Origin of the sequence: Streptomyces sp. NPDC058955 (assembly GCF_042741435.1) — a bacterium.
Classification (GTDB): domain Bacteria; phylum Actinomycetota; class Actinomycetes; order Streptomycetales; family Streptomycetaceae; genus Streptomyces.
Genome location: NZ_JBHYKM010000045.1, coordinates 7,041 through 20,818 on the forward strand (window position 1 = coordinate 7,041; position 13,778 = coordinate 20,818).

At 73.5% G+C, this 13,778-nt stretch carries 12 protein-coding genes and 1 tRNA gene; 3 read left to right on the forward strand and 10 right to left on the reverse strand.

The annotated features are described in order from the left end of the window. Positions 1–277: 277 nt before the first annotated feature. Entirely contained in the window at positions 278–1,594 is a 1,317-nt protein-coding gene (locus ACFW1I_RS18935) for an MFS transporter (RefSeq protein ID WP_384671138.1), read from the forward strand. Here ACFW1I_RS18935 and ACFW1I_RS18940 read toward each other — a convergent pair. Then, positions 1,527–2,309: a S16 family serine protease gene (locus ACFW1I_RS18940; RefSeq protein ID WP_384671222.1), complete on the reverse strand. Its 783-nt coding sequence runs from the start codon at positions 2,307–2,309 to the stop codon at positions 1,527–1,529. The two genes, ACFW1I_RS18935 and ACFW1I_RS18940, sit on opposite strands and share 68 nt — an antisense overlap. 56 nt (positions 2,310–2,365) lie before the next feature. Further along, positions 2,366–3,475 (reverse strand): acetylhydrolase, encoded by a 1,110-nt coding sequence (locus tag ACFW1I_RS18945; protein ID WP_384671140.1) that lies wholly within the window; start codon positions 3,473–3,475, stop codon positions 2,366–2,368. 103 nt (positions 3,476–3,578) lie between these two features. On the opposite strand from ACFW1I_RS18945, the gene ACFW1I_RS18950 reads away from it, so the two are divergent. After that, positions 3,579–4,544 carry a helix-turn-helix domain-containing protein gene (locus ACFW1I_RS18950; RefSeq protein WP_384671142.1) on the forward strand — a complete coding sequence of 322 codons (966 nt, stop codon included), beginning with the start codon at positions 3,579–3,581 and terminating at the stop codon, positions 4,542–4,544. Between the two features lie 38 nt (positions 4,545–4,582). On the opposite strand, the gene ACFW1I_RS18955 is transcribed toward ACFW1I_RS18950, so the two are convergent. The 8 genes from ACFW1I_RS18955 to ACFW1I_RS18990 all read right to left on the reverse strand — a co-directional run bounded on the left by ACFW1I_RS18955 (position 4,583) and on the right by ACFW1I_RS18990 (position 13,267). Next, a complete protein-coding gene (locus ACFW1I_RS18955; RefSeq protein WP_031008443.1) occupies positions 4,583–5,224 on the reverse strand; it encodes an IclR family transcriptional regulator in 642 nt (213 codons plus the stop codon). 416 nt (positions 5,225–5,640) lie between these two features. Next, positions 5,641–7,434, reverse strand: coding sequence for a DEAD/DEAH box helicase (locus ACFW1I_RS18960; RefSeq protein ID WP_384671225.1), 1,794 nt, complete (start codon positions 7,432–7,434; stop codon positions 5,641–5,643). Between the two features lie 192 nt (positions 7,435–7,626). Continuing rightward, positions 7,627–8,016: a type II toxin-antitoxin system death-on-curing family toxin gene (locus tag ACFW1I_RS18965; protein WP_384671144.1), complete on the reverse strand. Its 390-nt coding sequence runs from the start codon at positions 8,014–8,016 to the stop codon at positions 7,627–7,629. Beyond that, on the reverse strand, positions 8,013–8,213 hold the full coding sequence (locus tag ACFW1I_RS18970) for a ribbon-helix-helix protein, CopG family (protein ID WP_030221768.1): 201 nt from the start codon (positions 8,211–8,213) through the stop codon (positions 8,013–8,015). Before ACFW1I_RS18970 ends, ACFW1I_RS18965 begins: the two co-directional genes overlap by 4 nt. Before the next feature lie 45 nt (positions 8,214–8,258). After that, on the reverse strand, positions 8,259–9,719 hold the full coding sequence (locus ACFW1I_RS18975; RefSeq protein ID WP_384671145.1) for an MFS transporter: 1,461 nt from the start codon (positions 9,717–9,719) through the stop codon (positions 8,259–8,261). Between the two features lie 71 nt (positions 9,720–9,790). Continuing rightward, positions 9,791–10,471, reverse strand: coding sequence for a hypothetical protein (locus tag ACFW1I_RS18980; RefSeq protein ID WP_384671148.1), 681 nt, complete (start codon positions 10,469–10,471; stop codon positions 9,791–9,793). Between the two features lie 4 nt (positions 10,472–10,475). Continuing rightward, a complete protein-coding gene (locus ACFW1I_RS18985; RefSeq protein WP_384671150.1) occupies positions 10,476–12,842 on the reverse strand; it encodes a hypothetical protein in 2,367 nt (788 codons plus the stop codon). 14 nt (positions 12,843–12,856) lie between these two features. Further along, positions 12,857–13,267 (reverse strand): hypothetical protein, encoded by a 411-nt coding sequence (locus ACFW1I_RS18990; protein WP_384671153.1) that lies wholly within the window; start codon positions 13,265–13,267, stop codon positions 12,857–12,859. A gap of 311 nt (positions 13,268–13,578) precedes the next feature. On the opposite strand from ACFW1I_RS18990, the gene ACFW1I_RS18995 reads away from it, so the two are divergent. Further along, a tRNA-Cys gene (locus ACFW1I_RS18995) sits at positions 13,579–13,653 on the forward strand. Positions 13,654–13,778: the final 125 nt, after the last annotated feature.

Below are 13,778 nucleotides of genomic sequence, written 5' to 3' on the forward strand. Positions count from 1 at the left end.
GGGTGAAGCTCCACCCCGGACGCGACGGCGGGGCGGGGCCCCCCGCGGGCTGGGGGGGGGGCGCCCGGCCCCCCCGCCGGGCGGAGAGCGAGACGCGACCCCGCCGCAGGCCACTGTGGGGGGGGGGGGGGGGGGTGGAGCTTCCCCCCCCCCCCCTCCTCCCACTCCGGGGGCCCCCCCCCCGCACCCCGCGCCCCACACGCCGGCGGGGCTGGAATTCAGCCCGTCCGGCGTTTGCTTGCCACCACGCCCACCCGCCCACCCCGGGGGACCACAAGTGAAGACCGCAGTCGAACCGCACGACAAGAAACCCCTGTTCACCGTCCTGGCCGCCAACACCATCTCCATCGCCGGCAATTCGCTCACCCTCATCGGCGTCCCCTGGTTCGCCCTGGAGACCACCGGCAGCCCCGGCAAGGCCGGCTTCGTCGCCTTCTGCGCCGCGCTGCCGGTCGTCCTCTCCGCGATCGCGGGCGGGCCCGTCGTCGACCGGATCGGCCGCCGTCGGGTCGGGATCACGTCCGACCTGGTCTGCGGGGTCGCCCTCGCCGCGATCCCGCTGCTGCACCACACCGGGCTGCTCTCGTACGGGCTGCTGTGCGTGCTGATGGGCGTCAGCGGCCTCTTCCACGCCCCCGGCGAGACCGCCCGGTACGTCCTGGTGCCGGACCTCGCCGCGCGCGCCGGGACCCCGCTGGCCCGGGCCACGAGCCTCTTCGACGCGGTCAACCGCGGGGCGCGGATGGGCGGCGCCGCGCTCGCCGGGGTGCTGGTCGCGGTGGTCGGCGCGGACACCGTGCTGCTGCTCGACGCGGCCACCTTCGGCACCTCCGCCGTGCTCACCGCCGTCGGGCTGCGCCGGGTCGCCGCCGCCGCGCCGCGCCGCGACGGGCCGCCGCTCTCCGCCGCGCGCTACCGCGCCGACCTGCGGGAGGGATACGCGTACCTCTTCGGCGACCGGCTGATGCTCGGCATCATGCTGCTGGTGATGGTCACCAACGGGCTGGCCCTGAGCTGGAGTTCGGTCCTGCTGCCGCTGCACGCCAAGGAGTCCCTGGGCGGCCCGGCCGCCCAGGGCCTGGTGGTCGCCGTCTTCGCGGGGTCCGCGCTGGCCGCGGCGCTGCTCTACGGGGCCGTGGGCCACCGCTTCCCGCGCCGGGCGGTGCTCACGGCCGGCTTCCTCCTGGCCGGCGCGCCGATGTACCTGGTGGCGGCGGCGACCTCGTCGGTGGCTCCGCTGCTGGTGACGGCGGTCGCGGGCGGGCTCGGCGCCGGGGTGCTGAACCCGATCCTGTCGACCGTGCTGTACGAGCGGGTGCCGGAGGAGCTGCGCAGCCGGGTGGCGGGCGCCAGCACCGCGGGGGTCCTGATGGCGACCCCGCTGGGCGGTCTGGTGACGGGCCTGACGGTCGAGTGGGCGGGCCTGACGGCGACGCTGCTCGGCACCGCCGGGCTCTACCTGCTGGTGACGCTCGCGCCGGCGGTCTTCCCGGCCTGGCGCGGCCTGGACGACGGGGCGGCCCCCGCTAGCAGCTCGGAACCTTCGACTCCTGGCCCTGCTCCAGCGCCCGAAGCGATCCCACCGCGTCACTGAGGGTGGAGACGGGCACGAGCCGCATCCCGTCCGGGAGTTCGGCCTCCGCGTCCGCGCACTCGTCCTTGGGCACGAGGAAGACGGTGGCGCCGTCGCGGGCGGCGGCCTGGGTCTTGAGGGAGACGCCGCCGACCGCGCCGACCTTCCCGTCCGGCGCGATCGTGCCCGTACCGGCGACGGTCCTGCCGCCGGTGAGGTCGCCGCCGTCGCCGTCCCCGTCGAGCTTGTCGACGACGCCGAGGGCGAAGAGCAGGCCGGCGCTGGGGCCGCCGACGTCGGCGAGGTGCAGTTCGACCTTCACCTCGGCCGGGTCCAGCTTCAGGTAGTTCAGGGCGGCGACGGCGGCCGCGTCCTGGGACTCCTTCATCTGCCCGAGGTTCCGCTGCTCGATCTCGGCGTCGGACTTCCCCGGCGGGTAGACGGAGTCGTGCGGCAGCACCGCCCGGTCCGTGCGGAACCAGGCGTCGGCCACCTCGGCGAGGTCCACGTCGGTGCCGGGGCCGGTGGCGAGGATGGTCGTCATCCGCAGCTCGCCGGTGGTGGGGCGGACCGGGGCGCCGGTGATCGTGATGACCTCCCGCCCCTTGTCCTTCCCCAGGACGTCGGCGGTGGTCCCGGGCTGGGCGATGGCGAACGGCAGCGGCGCGAGCCCGGCCACGGCGACCAGCGCGACGACGGGCACGGCGCACGCGGCGACCACACGGGACCGGGGCATGCGGGAGAGACGCGAGAGCACGCGTCCAATCTACTGGGCCCCGGATACGGGCCGGGTCAGCGACCGGTCCGGCCCAGGGCGCCCGCGAAGAAGGCGCGCAGCTCCCGACGGACGGCCGCGAAGGACGCCGCCGCGTCGCCGGGGCCGACGAGCCCGTCCCGTACGGCGTCCGTGACGAGCCCGGCGGCGTGCAGCTGGGGGACGACGGCCGCGTGGTCGGTGAAGACCCAGTGGTTCGCGGCGCGCAGGGTGCGGCGCCGGGCCCGCAGCCCCGCCCAGGAGCGGGCGATCCGCTCGGCGCCCTCGAAGCCGTCGGTGTCCATCAGGAGCAGCGGCCGGTGGCCCGGCCAGGGCTCCAGGTCGAGATAGCCCTCCAGGTCGGCGACGGCCCGGATCCTCGGGTCGCGGGCGGCGAGCAGCGCGGCGGCGGTGCCGCCCGCGGAGTGCCCGTAGATCCCGGTGCGGCGCGGGTCGGGCACGGTGCCGAGCGGCAGCTCGCCGAGCCGGTCGAGGACGAGCCGGAGGTCGGCGACGCGGGTGTCCACCATGGTGCGGAAGGTCGCCGGGTCCGGCGGCCCGAAGAGGACGGTCTCCCGGACCGTCCCGTCGGGCAGTTCCACCTGGCTCGCCTCGCCGGGGTGGTCGACGAGGACGACGACCGCGCCGTGGCTGGCCAGCTCCTCGGCGAGGCCGCTGCCGAGGGTCCGGGCGTCGCCGCCGCCGGGGGTGTACAGCACGACGGGCCGGCGCCCGGGCAGCGGCGGCGCCCCGGCGTGCGCGTGGGTCAGCGTCGCGGCCCAGTCGACGCCCGTTCCCGGCAGCCCCCGGACGTGAGGGGCGAGCGCGCCGAAGACGGGCGCCTCGGCGGGGGTGAGCTGGGGGGCGCGCGGGAGTCCGGCGACGGTCCGGGCCGGGTAGACGGCGCTGACCACGACCTGCCGGGCGCCGAGCGCGAGGTCCCAGGGGTCGGGACGGCCCCGGTCGGTGAAGGTGTGGCGGACGACGCCGACGGGGTGGGGGCCGGTGGGCGCGGGCAGCACCGGGACGAACGGGGCGGCGGCGAGGGCGGCCGGGCCGGCGAGGGCGGTGGAGGCGCCGGCGAGGGAGGTGGAGGCGCCGCCGATCAGCGCGGCCTTGACCAGGGTGCGGCGGGAGAGTGCGTTCATGCCGGGCATCCTGGAACCCGGACCCGCACCGGGCCCAGCCTTTCGGCCGTGCCCGAAAGGCCGGCCCCGGGACGCGGGACGGGCGACGGAGGGGGCGGGGTACGTGCTGCGGGTGCATTTCACGGTGGAGGACCTGGCGCGGGTGCGGTGCGCACCGCGCCCGTCGCCCGTGCCGGAGCTGCACGCGGCGCTGCTGATGCTGGGCGCCCCGCACGAGGGGCTGCTCTTCGGGCGGTGGCGGGCCAGGACCGCGCGGGCCCTGCCGGCGGCCGCGGCGCCGCTGGCCGATCTGGTGCCGGGCGGCTCGGCCCCCGTGTTCCTGGACGTGCGGGGCGGGACCCGGGAGGAGGGCCTCGCGGAGATCCAGGCGGCGGCGCCGGAGCTCGTACGGTCCGAGCTGGAGCGGGTGTACGCGGGGCGCGGCCCGGCTCCGGCCTGGATCAGGGCCCTGCACGCGGGCGAGGCGGAGGGCCGGCGGACGCTCGCCGCCGCCCAGCACGCGGCGTACGGGGCGGTCCTGGCGCCGGTGTGGGGGCGGGTGCAGGACCTGCACCGGGCGGAGTTCGCCCGGCACGCGGTGGCGCTGGCGGAGGGCGGGCTCGGCGCGGCGCTGACGGCCCTGGCGCCGGGCTCGGTCTTCGGGGGCGGGGTGTGGACGTGGCCGGCCGCGCCCGGGGCCGGGGTCCGTGACGTACGCCTCCGGGGGCGGGGGCTGGTGGTGTCGCCGACGTTCCACTGGCGGGGCGGGCCGCTGGTGCAGGACCGGCCGGGGCGGCCGGTGGTCGTCGTCTACCCGGCGGGGCCGGGGCTGCCTCCCGTACCGGACGGGGACGCCGACGGGTCCGGGGAGCCGCTGGCGGGCGTCCTGGGCGCGACGAGGGCCGCGCTGCTGCGCGCCCTGCCCGCCCCGCGGACGACGACCGAGCTGGCCAGGGCGCTGGGGGTGTCGGCGGCCACGGTCTCGGCGCACACGGCCGCCCTCCGCGCGGCGGGCCTCCTGGCCACGGCCCGCACGGGCCGCTCGGTCCACCACAGCCGCACGGCGACGGCGGAGCTGCTGCTCCGCTGAGCCGCGGCCGCCACGGTGGACCGGTACGGGCAGGACGGCTACCGCAGGGCGTCGGCGACCTCGCGGGCGGCGTCCACGACGCGCGGGCCCACCCGCTCCGGCACCGCGTCGGCGAGCATGACCACGCCGACGCTGCCCTCTATGCCGGTGATCCCGACCAGCGGCGCCGCCGCCCCGCTGGCCCCGGCCTCCAGCTCGCCGTGGGTGAGGGTGAAGCCGGGGTCGATCAGGGTGCCCTGGCGGGCGGCCAGGATCGCCCGGCCCGCCGCGCCCCGGTCCAGCGGGTGGCGGAAGCCGGCCCGGTAGGCCACGTGGTAGTCGGTCCAGGTGGGCTCGACGACGGCGACGGCGAGCGCCTCCGCCCCGTCGACGAGCGTCAGGTGCGCGGTCGCGCCGATGTCCTCGGCGAGCGAGCGCAGCGCGGGCAGGGCCGCCTCCCGCACCAGCGGGTGGACCTGACGGCCGAGGCGCAGCACGCCGAGGCCGACGCGGGCCCGGCCGCCGAGGTCGCGGCGGACGAGGGCGTGCTGTTCCAGGGTGGCGAGCAGACGGTAGACCACGGTCCGGTTGACGCCGAGTTTGTTGGACAACTCGGTGACGGTCAGGCCGTGGTCGGTGTCGGCGAGCAGCTTGAGGACTCTGAGCCCTCTGTCGAGCGTCTGGGAGGTCTCCGCGGTCACGACGCCCTCTCCTTCGGAAAGTGAGTGGCGGCGGCTCCCACGGGGTTCGCGGCGCCGGTCCCGTCGGCGACGCACGTCAGAGGCCGCCGGCAGGAAGGGGTACACCGGCTGCGCTCCGCGGCGGCGCTGCCACGGGGCGGTTGCTTTGTGCCGGGACAGTAGCGACCCGCTCCGCTCAGCGGAAGACCTCGTCCAGAATCCGGGCGCGGGCGACCGGATGCGGACGGTTCAGGACCTTCGTCGGCCCTCCTCGGGACTTTGGCTGACAAGAACCGCTATGTCGTGCCCGTAGCGTGGAGGGTGCCGATGGCCGTCCGTGGGGGCCGGCCCCGGCGCCGTACCGCTTCGCACGGAACGGCGGAGAGGCCCGTACGACCGCCGTCGTACGGGCCTCTCTCATGTCTTCCCCCGGGGGCTCACCGCATCCGGGTGGCCCACTCCTGCACCTTCTTGATCCGCTCGCGGATCTGCCCGGCGGTGGCCTCCGCGCTCGGCGGGCCGCCGCAGACCCGGCGCAGCTCGGTGTGGATCACGCCGTGCGGCTTGCCGCTCTGGTGGACGTAGGCGCCGACCATGGTGTTGAGCTGCTTCCGCAGTTCGAGCAGCTCCTTGTGGGAAACGACGGGGCGCCGCTCGGCCGGAAGCTCCAGGAGGTCCGCCTCGCTGTCCGGCCGCTTGCGGCTGTGCGCGATCTGCCGGGCCTGCCGCTTCTGGAGGAGGAGCTGCACCTGGTCGGGTTCGAGGAGGCCGGGGATGCCGAGGTAGTCCTGCTCCTCCTCGCTGCCGGGGTGGGCCTGCATGCCGAACTCGGCGGCGTTGTAGAGCACGCGGTCGAAGACGGCGTCGGACTCCAGCGCCTCGAAGGGCAGCATGTCCTGCTCGCCGGTGTCCTCGTCCTGCTGCTTCTCGGCCTCGGCGAGCTCCTTCTCGGACTCGGCGTACGGGTCCTCCTCGCCCTCCTTCTTCGGCTTGTCGAGCACGTGGTCGCGCTCGACCTCCATCTCGGTGGCGAAGCCGAGCAGGCTGGGGATGGTGGGAAGGAACACCGACGCGGTCTCGCCGCGCCTGCGGGATCGCACGAAACGGCCGACGGCCTGCGCGAAGAACAGCGGCGTGGAGATGGTGGTGGCGTACACGCCGACGGCGAGGCGGGGCACGTCGACGCCCTCGGACACCATGCGGACCGCGACCATCCAGCGGTCGGTGGACTCGCTGAACTCGTCGATGCGGTCCGAGGCGGCGGCCTCGTCGGACAGGACGATGGTGGCCTTGGTGCCGGTGATCTCGCGGATCAGCTTGGCGTAGGAGCGGGCCGAGTCCTGGTCGGAGGCGATCACCAGGCCGCCCGCGTCCGGGATCGACTTCCGCACCTCGGTGAGGCGCTGGTCGGCGGCGCGCAGCACGTTCGGCATCCACTCGCCGCGCGGGTCGAGCGCGGTGCGCCACGCCTGCGAGATCGCGTCCTTGGTCATCGGCTCGCCGAGCCGGGCGGCGATCTCGTCGCCGGCCTTGGTGCGCCAGCGCATGTTGCCGCTGTAGGAGAGGAAGATGACCGGCCGGACGACGCCGTCGCCGAGCGCGTTCCCGTAGCCGTAGGTGTAGTCGGCGGAGGAGCGGCGGATGCCGTCGTTCCCCTCCTCGTACGTCACGAAGGGGATCGGGTTGGTGTCGGAGCGGAACGGGGTGCCGGTGAGGGCGAGCCGGCGGGTGGCCGGGTCGAACGCCTCCAGGCACGCCTCGCCCCAGGACTTCGAGTCACCGGCGTGGTGGATCTCGTCGAGGATGACGAGGGTCTTGCGCTGCTCGCAGCGGTTGCGGTGGAGCATGGGGCGCACGCCGACACCGGCGTAGGTGAGGGCGACGCCGTCGTACTCCTTGCTGAGCGGCCCGGCGCTGTACTCCGGGTCCAGCTTGATCCCTATCCGCGCCGCGGCGGCCGCCCACTGCTTCTTCAGGTGCTCGGTGGGGGCGACGACCGTGATCTGCTGCACGACGTGGTGGTGCAGCAGCCAGGACGCGAGGGTCAGGGCGAAGGTGGTCTTGCCGGCGCCGGGCGTGGCGACGGCGAGGAAGTCACGCGGCTGTTCCTGGATGTACTTCTCCATCGCGCCCTGCTGCCAGGCTCGCAGCTTGTTGGCGGTGCCCCAGGGAGCACGGCCGGGGAAGGCGGGAGAGAGGTGATGAGAGGAGGTGGCGGTGGTAGTCACGATCTCCGGTTACGGTTCGACGCTTTACGGTTCGACGCTCGTCCAGACGACGTCCAGATATGACAACCGGGCCACCTTACCGGCGGGGCGGCCGGAACCTCGATCGAACACGGGGCGGCCGGCGCTCTGACCTCGGGCCGTGCGGCGAGTCTCACATCCGCGGGGCGGCGGGGCCCCGGTGGGACGGGACCGTTCTCAGACCTCCGGGTCGAGCAGCGCGCGCAGCTCCTGGGCGATCGTCTTCACCTCGTCGGTGCGGCCCGTGGCCACCTCGATGACGAGTCGTTCCGCCGCGTCGATGTCGGGCCGCAGCTGGACGCCGTTCATCACCAGGAACGTCACGCAGGACAGCCAGGCGGTCCGCTTGTTGCCGTCGAAGAACGGATGGTTGATCACGAGGGACTGCAGGAGGGCCGCCGCCTTGTCGAGGAGGGTCGGGTACGCCTCCTGGCCGAACATGGCCGCCGACGGCCGGTGGACGGCCGATTCGAGCAGGCCCGCGTCCCGAACGACGATGTCCTGGTCGTCGACCGCGTATCCGGCGACGACCAGGACGTCCTCGGCACTGAGGTAGACGCACGTCACTTGAGGCGCTCCATCAGCTCGTGCCACTTGGCGGCCTGCTCCATGGCCGTCTTCCGCACGATCGCCTGCTGGGCGGTGCGCGCCAGGTAGTCGTCGACCGCCTGGAGGAGTATGGCGTGCATGCTGGTGCCCTCCTGCTCCGCACGGAGCTTGAGGGCTTCGGTCTGGTCGTCGCGGAGACGCAGGTTCATGGCCATACCAGAACGGTACCACTGGGTGGGGTCAGAGTGGTACCACTCCGGTCATCGCCCGTCCGCCCCGCCCCGCAGCCGCGTCGCCACCCACGCCCCCACCGCCGCGACCCCCGCCATCGGCAGGAACACGGCGGCGAAGGCACCCGGGTGGGAGGCCTCGGACGCCGCGGAGGCGACCGCGTGCCCGACCGCCCCGCCGCCGAGCGCCGCGAACGCCGCGCCGCCGGCGGCGAGCAGCAGCACGTTCGACAGGCCGTCGGAGATCTGGAGCGCGGCCGAGTTCGCGCCGGCCTCCTCCGGCGGGGACAGCTTCATCAGCAGCACGCTCGTCGAGGCGATCACCACGCCCATGCCGAGGCAGCCGAAGGCCCAGGCGACGGCGACCACCCACACCGGCACGCCCGGCAGCAGCACGCTGGGCGCGGCCGCGATGGCGAGCGCGACCAGCAGCATGCCGAGCACGACCAGCCGCTCCCGGTACGGCTCCGTCCACGGCCGCGACTGGATCCACGAGCCGAGCGCCCAGGTCAGACCGCCCATGGCGAGCGAGAGCCCGGCGAGCGTGGGGCTGAGCCCGCGCTGGGTGACCAGCATCAGCGGCACGAACGACTCGGCCGCGATGAAGGACCCGGCCGCCACCCCCCGCAGCAGGATCACCGACGGCAGTCCGCGCGCCGCCCGGACCGTGCCGCGCGGCAGCAGCCCCCGGACGGCCGGCACCAGCAGCGCCGCGCCCACGGCGGCGGGCAGCAGCGACAGCCAGCGCAGCTCCTGCCCCGCGTACTGGAGGAGCCCCGCGCCCGCCGAGATCGCGAGCGCCAGCAGGATCCGCCGCCGGTCCCAGGGCGCGACGGGCGCCGACGGGTCGGCGGGCCCGGAGGCCGTCCGCCGGATCGCCGGCAGCGCGAGCGCCAGCGGCAGCACGACGAGCGCGGGGATGCCGACGAAGACCCACCGCCACCCGAGGTGCTCGGTGATCGTCCCGGCGGCGAGCGGCCCGACCACGGACGGCACGACCCAGCTCGCGGCGAAGGCCGCCATGATCGCGGGCCGCAGGTGCTCCGCGTACGCCCGGCTGACGACCACGTACAGCGCGACGATCACCAGCCCGCCGCCGAGCCCCTGCACCGCCCGCCCGAGGATGAACACCCACATCGCGCCGGCCGTCCCCGACAGCAGCAGCCCCGCCGCGAAGGCGCTCATCCCGGCGGTCACCGGCAGCAGCGGCCCGTCCCGGTCGGACCACTGCCCGGCCACGACCATGCCGAAGAGGCTGGTCGTGAAGTACGCGGAGAAGGCGAAGGCGTACACGGATATGCCGTCCAGCTCCCGCGCGGCGACCGGCATGGCGGTCCCCACGGCCGTCGCCTCGAAGGCGATGAGCAGCACGACGGAGACGATGCCGACGCTGAGCGCCCGATGGGCGGAGTCGAGGACGGAACCCCGGGGTGCCACGGGGACGGGCGGGCCGGCAGTGGTCTCGGTCTCACGGGGTTCGAGGGCGCTCATGGGCCCAGGGTAAGGGTCATCTCAGGGGATGACCCCTGTCGCGGGACGGATGCGACGTTCCCCCTTTGGACCTACGCCCCCTCCTCGGGCAACGGCCTGAGGACGGGCTTCTCGGTCAGCCCGGCGTCGTTCTCACAGCCGAGCTCACGGACGACGGCGAGAGTGGCGGAGTGGAGGATGGTGAGGTGGGCTTCGCGGATGGGGACGGTGTCGGGGACCATGTTCCAGGCCACTCGCAATACTCCCCAGATCCTCGCGGGACGCTTTTCGGACCCCGGCAACCGAGAGCTGACGCATGTGACGTAGAGGTGAGCCCCTACCGACCCGGACAGCGCCTCCACACCCACGCCGTACGGGTGCAGCCTTGCCGAGTGCCTGTCCTTATGGAGATTGACGTCCCTCCAGTAGCGGTACTCGATGGCGACCTCGTCCAGCCCACCCGTAGAAGGATTCACCCGGCACAGAGAACGACTCGGCGTCCGCCCCTCGGATTTGGCGTAATCCGTGACCAGTGCGTCTGCGCTCCGCTTCAATCCGCCCCTCGGAGCGTGCGAGAACCGCTTCGTCTTCAGCACCGTCTCCAGCGCGCGCGCCGCATCCGGTGAGAGGGTGTCGTCACACTGCTGTCCGGCCGTGACGCGCTTCGGCTCCGGCGCCTCCGAAGCGCCGCAGGCGGTGGCGACCAAACATACGACCAGCCCGATGACAGCACTCTTCAGCGTGCTTCCCTCAGATGCCCTGGACAGCCTCACGCGTTCACCCCGTCTCGGGTCCGTGGCCGGTCTGCCGGGCGAGCAGCTCGCCTTCGTGGTATCCGCCCCTCACGGCCGACTCAAGGTGCACCTCGAAGTAGTCGCTCCCCTGGCCCCCATGCACCTCGGCGAAATGCTTCGCCGGAGATCCGGCACTGTGCCTGCCATCCCGGTAGACACCCTCCTTGTCCCCGTCGACCTTGTCCTCCGTCGCGTCCTTGTACTCCTCGTTGGCCTTCTCGGACCAGTCCCCGACGACCACCCCTGCCAGCGTCTCCAGAGCGCCGGAGCCCGTGTCGACCGCAAGCGGGACGAGGATCGCGGCGGCGCCGGCGGCAGCGGCGGTGGCCGGAACAAAGGCGACACCCGCCGCGATGGCGGCGGTCGCTCCGAACTGCACCCACGCGCCGCGCTCCTCCTGCGCTTTCTCGTAGTCCTCGATGGCCTTCTCGCCCTCGGCCTTGATCTGCTCCGCACGGGCCACATCCAGCACCGCCTGGAGCTGTGCCCCGGTGCCTGCGGCCCTGATGACTTGGGGTTCGTTGATCCGCCCGTCGGCTCCGACCTGTGCCTCCAGCACGCTCACGGTATGGAGGCGATCCGCCGTGGACATCGTGGCGTACGCGTCCGGATACTGCCCCAGGACCGTCAGGAAATCGACGGCGTTGCCCTGGCCGAACTCCGGATGGAGCGCCGCGATATCGGCCGCCTCCTTCAGTGGCTTGCCCGCGACATCCGGCGCGTAGGGGGACCCCGGATTGTTCTCGGTCAATGCCCAGCTCAGGTCGTCGATGTACCCGGCGCCCATGGTGCCGAGACTGTCGGCGAGCGCCGAGTGGTGCTTCTTGACGAGCTCGGGGTCACCCCCATACTTCGCCATCACCTCCGTCATGATCTCGGCCGTCGTGGCGTCCCGGTGGAGCCCGGGGCTCGGATCGTCCCAGGCATGGCCGAGGGTCGCCGCCTCCAGCGCGTGCCCCAGCGCGTCCGGCATGTAGTCCTTGGCCTTCGAGGGGTCGTCCCCGGTGACGTGGTCCGAGAAGGACGCGTACTTCTCGTTGGCGAGAAAGTCCAGGTAGCGGGTGACGGATTTGCCGTCCTTGTCCGTCCCCAGATCCAGCGTCCCGCCCACGCTCCCGTCCCGCTCGTACGACGTCGGCTTGGCCGAGAAGAACTCCTTCGCCGCCTCCGGGCTGTGCCCGAGCGCCTCCAGCACCGGGATCACCGGGTCGAAGCCGTGGCCGTTCGTCCCCGAGGGGTTGTACGAGCCCTTGGCCCCGGGGCCCATCATCATGCGGTCGGGCCTGAAGAGGTCCGGTTCCTTCGCGTGGAGCTGGGTGACGTGTTCCGCGATCGGGACGAGGAACTTCGGGTGGTAGTCGCCGTACCTCAGGAGGCCGCCGAGCAGCTGGTAGCCGTAGGGGCCGGTGCCGTCCGGGCGGGACGGGAGCGGAACGCGCTCCGTGCCGAGCCGCCGCATCTCCGCGGACCACTCCTTGGCCCACCCCTCGTCGCCGCGCGTGGCGTTCGCGAGGTTGAGGCCCAGGTTCTTCTGGAGGGCCTGGACGTCCGCCAGGCGTTCCTTGTCCCGCTCGTCCGAGCCCTGCCCACCGGTGTCGGCGGCGAGTTCGCCGAAGAACCGCAGCGCGCCCTCGCCGCCGAGCCGGTCGTAGAAGGTCCGGGAGAACCACCCCGCCTTCCGGTTGTCGGCGAGCAGTTCGTTGAGCTGTTCCAGCTCCGCGTGGGTGAGCTTCCGGCCCTTCTCGGCCAGCCCGACCGCCCGGTCGACCTCCTCGGCGTCGAGGCTCGCGTACTTCGGGGCGCTGAACTGGTGGGTGTCGCCGGTGATGTTGGCACGCAGTGCGTTGGCGCAGGCCACGTCCGCGTCGTCGCAGCGTTCGAGGATGACGTCGATGCGCGCCTTCAGGGCCTTGATCTGGGCCTGTTCCTTGCGGAGCACGAGCGCGAAGTCCGGGTCGCGGCGGGCGGCGACGTCCTCCCCGGCCGGCTCGCGGGCCACGACGGTGCCGTCGGTCCGCACCAGAAGCCCCTGTCCCGGCGCGTCGGTCTCGACGAGCCTCGTCAGCTCGTCCTTGGCCTTCTTGAAGGTCTGGTACCCGTCCTCAAGGACCCTGTGGATGCCCTCCGCCGCCTTCGCCGCGTCCGCGAACTCCTTGGCGGTCTTGTCGATGAACGGCTTCGTCACCTCAGCGTTCAGACCCCGCCAGTCCTCCGCCCTGGTCTGGTCGGCCATCGTCCGGCGGGCGTCCTCGGCCAGCTCGTCCAGCTTGCGCTTCATCTCGGACCAGCGGTCCGCCGCGTCCTTCATCCGGGCGAGCGGCGCCCGGTAGACACCGTCGAAGGTCAGCACGGTTGCTCCGCCCCCTACTTGAAGTACTCGCTGATCTTGGACACGGACAGGGACGTGCCGACCTCGACGTCGTCCTTCGCATGCGAGGCCACGCTGTAGTCGAGGTGGTTGGAGATGTGCGCGACCGCGTGCAGCAGGGTCCGCAGCTGGAAGCCCCAGGTCTCCTGGACCGTGCGCAGGGCTGCTCCGGTGCGGAACCCGTGGCCGGACAGCGCGATCGCCGCCTCGTAGCCGTCCGTGCGCGCGTGGTTGCCGTCCTTCGCCAGTCGGCCGTGCAGCTCGTAGGCGGCGTGGCCGATCGCGCCGAGGTGGTCCTGCTTCACGGAGAGGTCGACGCTCGGGCTCCAGCGCCCCGGGTCGGCCGGCAGCTGGTCGAGCCGCATCGCGGTGCCCTTCGCCGCGGCCCACTCGTCCTCGAACGACATGTGTCTCCCCCCGCCCGCCAGTGAGGCCACGGAGTTTACGCACGCACACGGCACAGCACAGACGTCCGCGTCGAATTCCAGCCGGGCGCGAAAAGACTGGGGCACCACACCCCAACAGGGCTTCCCCGACCCCCGCTTGAACGTTTACTCCCGCTATCCGGCCACCCCTCACGGCACCAAGTCCATCAGGTCCGCCCGCCCTTCCATGAACGGCGTGTGGCAGCGGTATTGCAGTCCCGTGGCACGGCCCCGATCCCCCTTGAGCCCCTCCCCCACGGCCCCTAACGTCGTCGTTGTCGCCACACCGACACGACCGTGTGCCCGAGTGGTTCAGGGGCTCGTCTGCAAAGCGAGTGACGTCGGTTCGAATCCGACCACGGTCTCCAGGAGCGGGGGGGGGGGCGCCCCCCCCCCCCCCGCGGGGGGCCGCGGGCGGGCCGGGGGGGGGGGTGGGGGCGCGAGCAGGGGGCGGCCCCGGCGGCGGGGGCGGCGGCGCCGCCGCCCCGCGCCC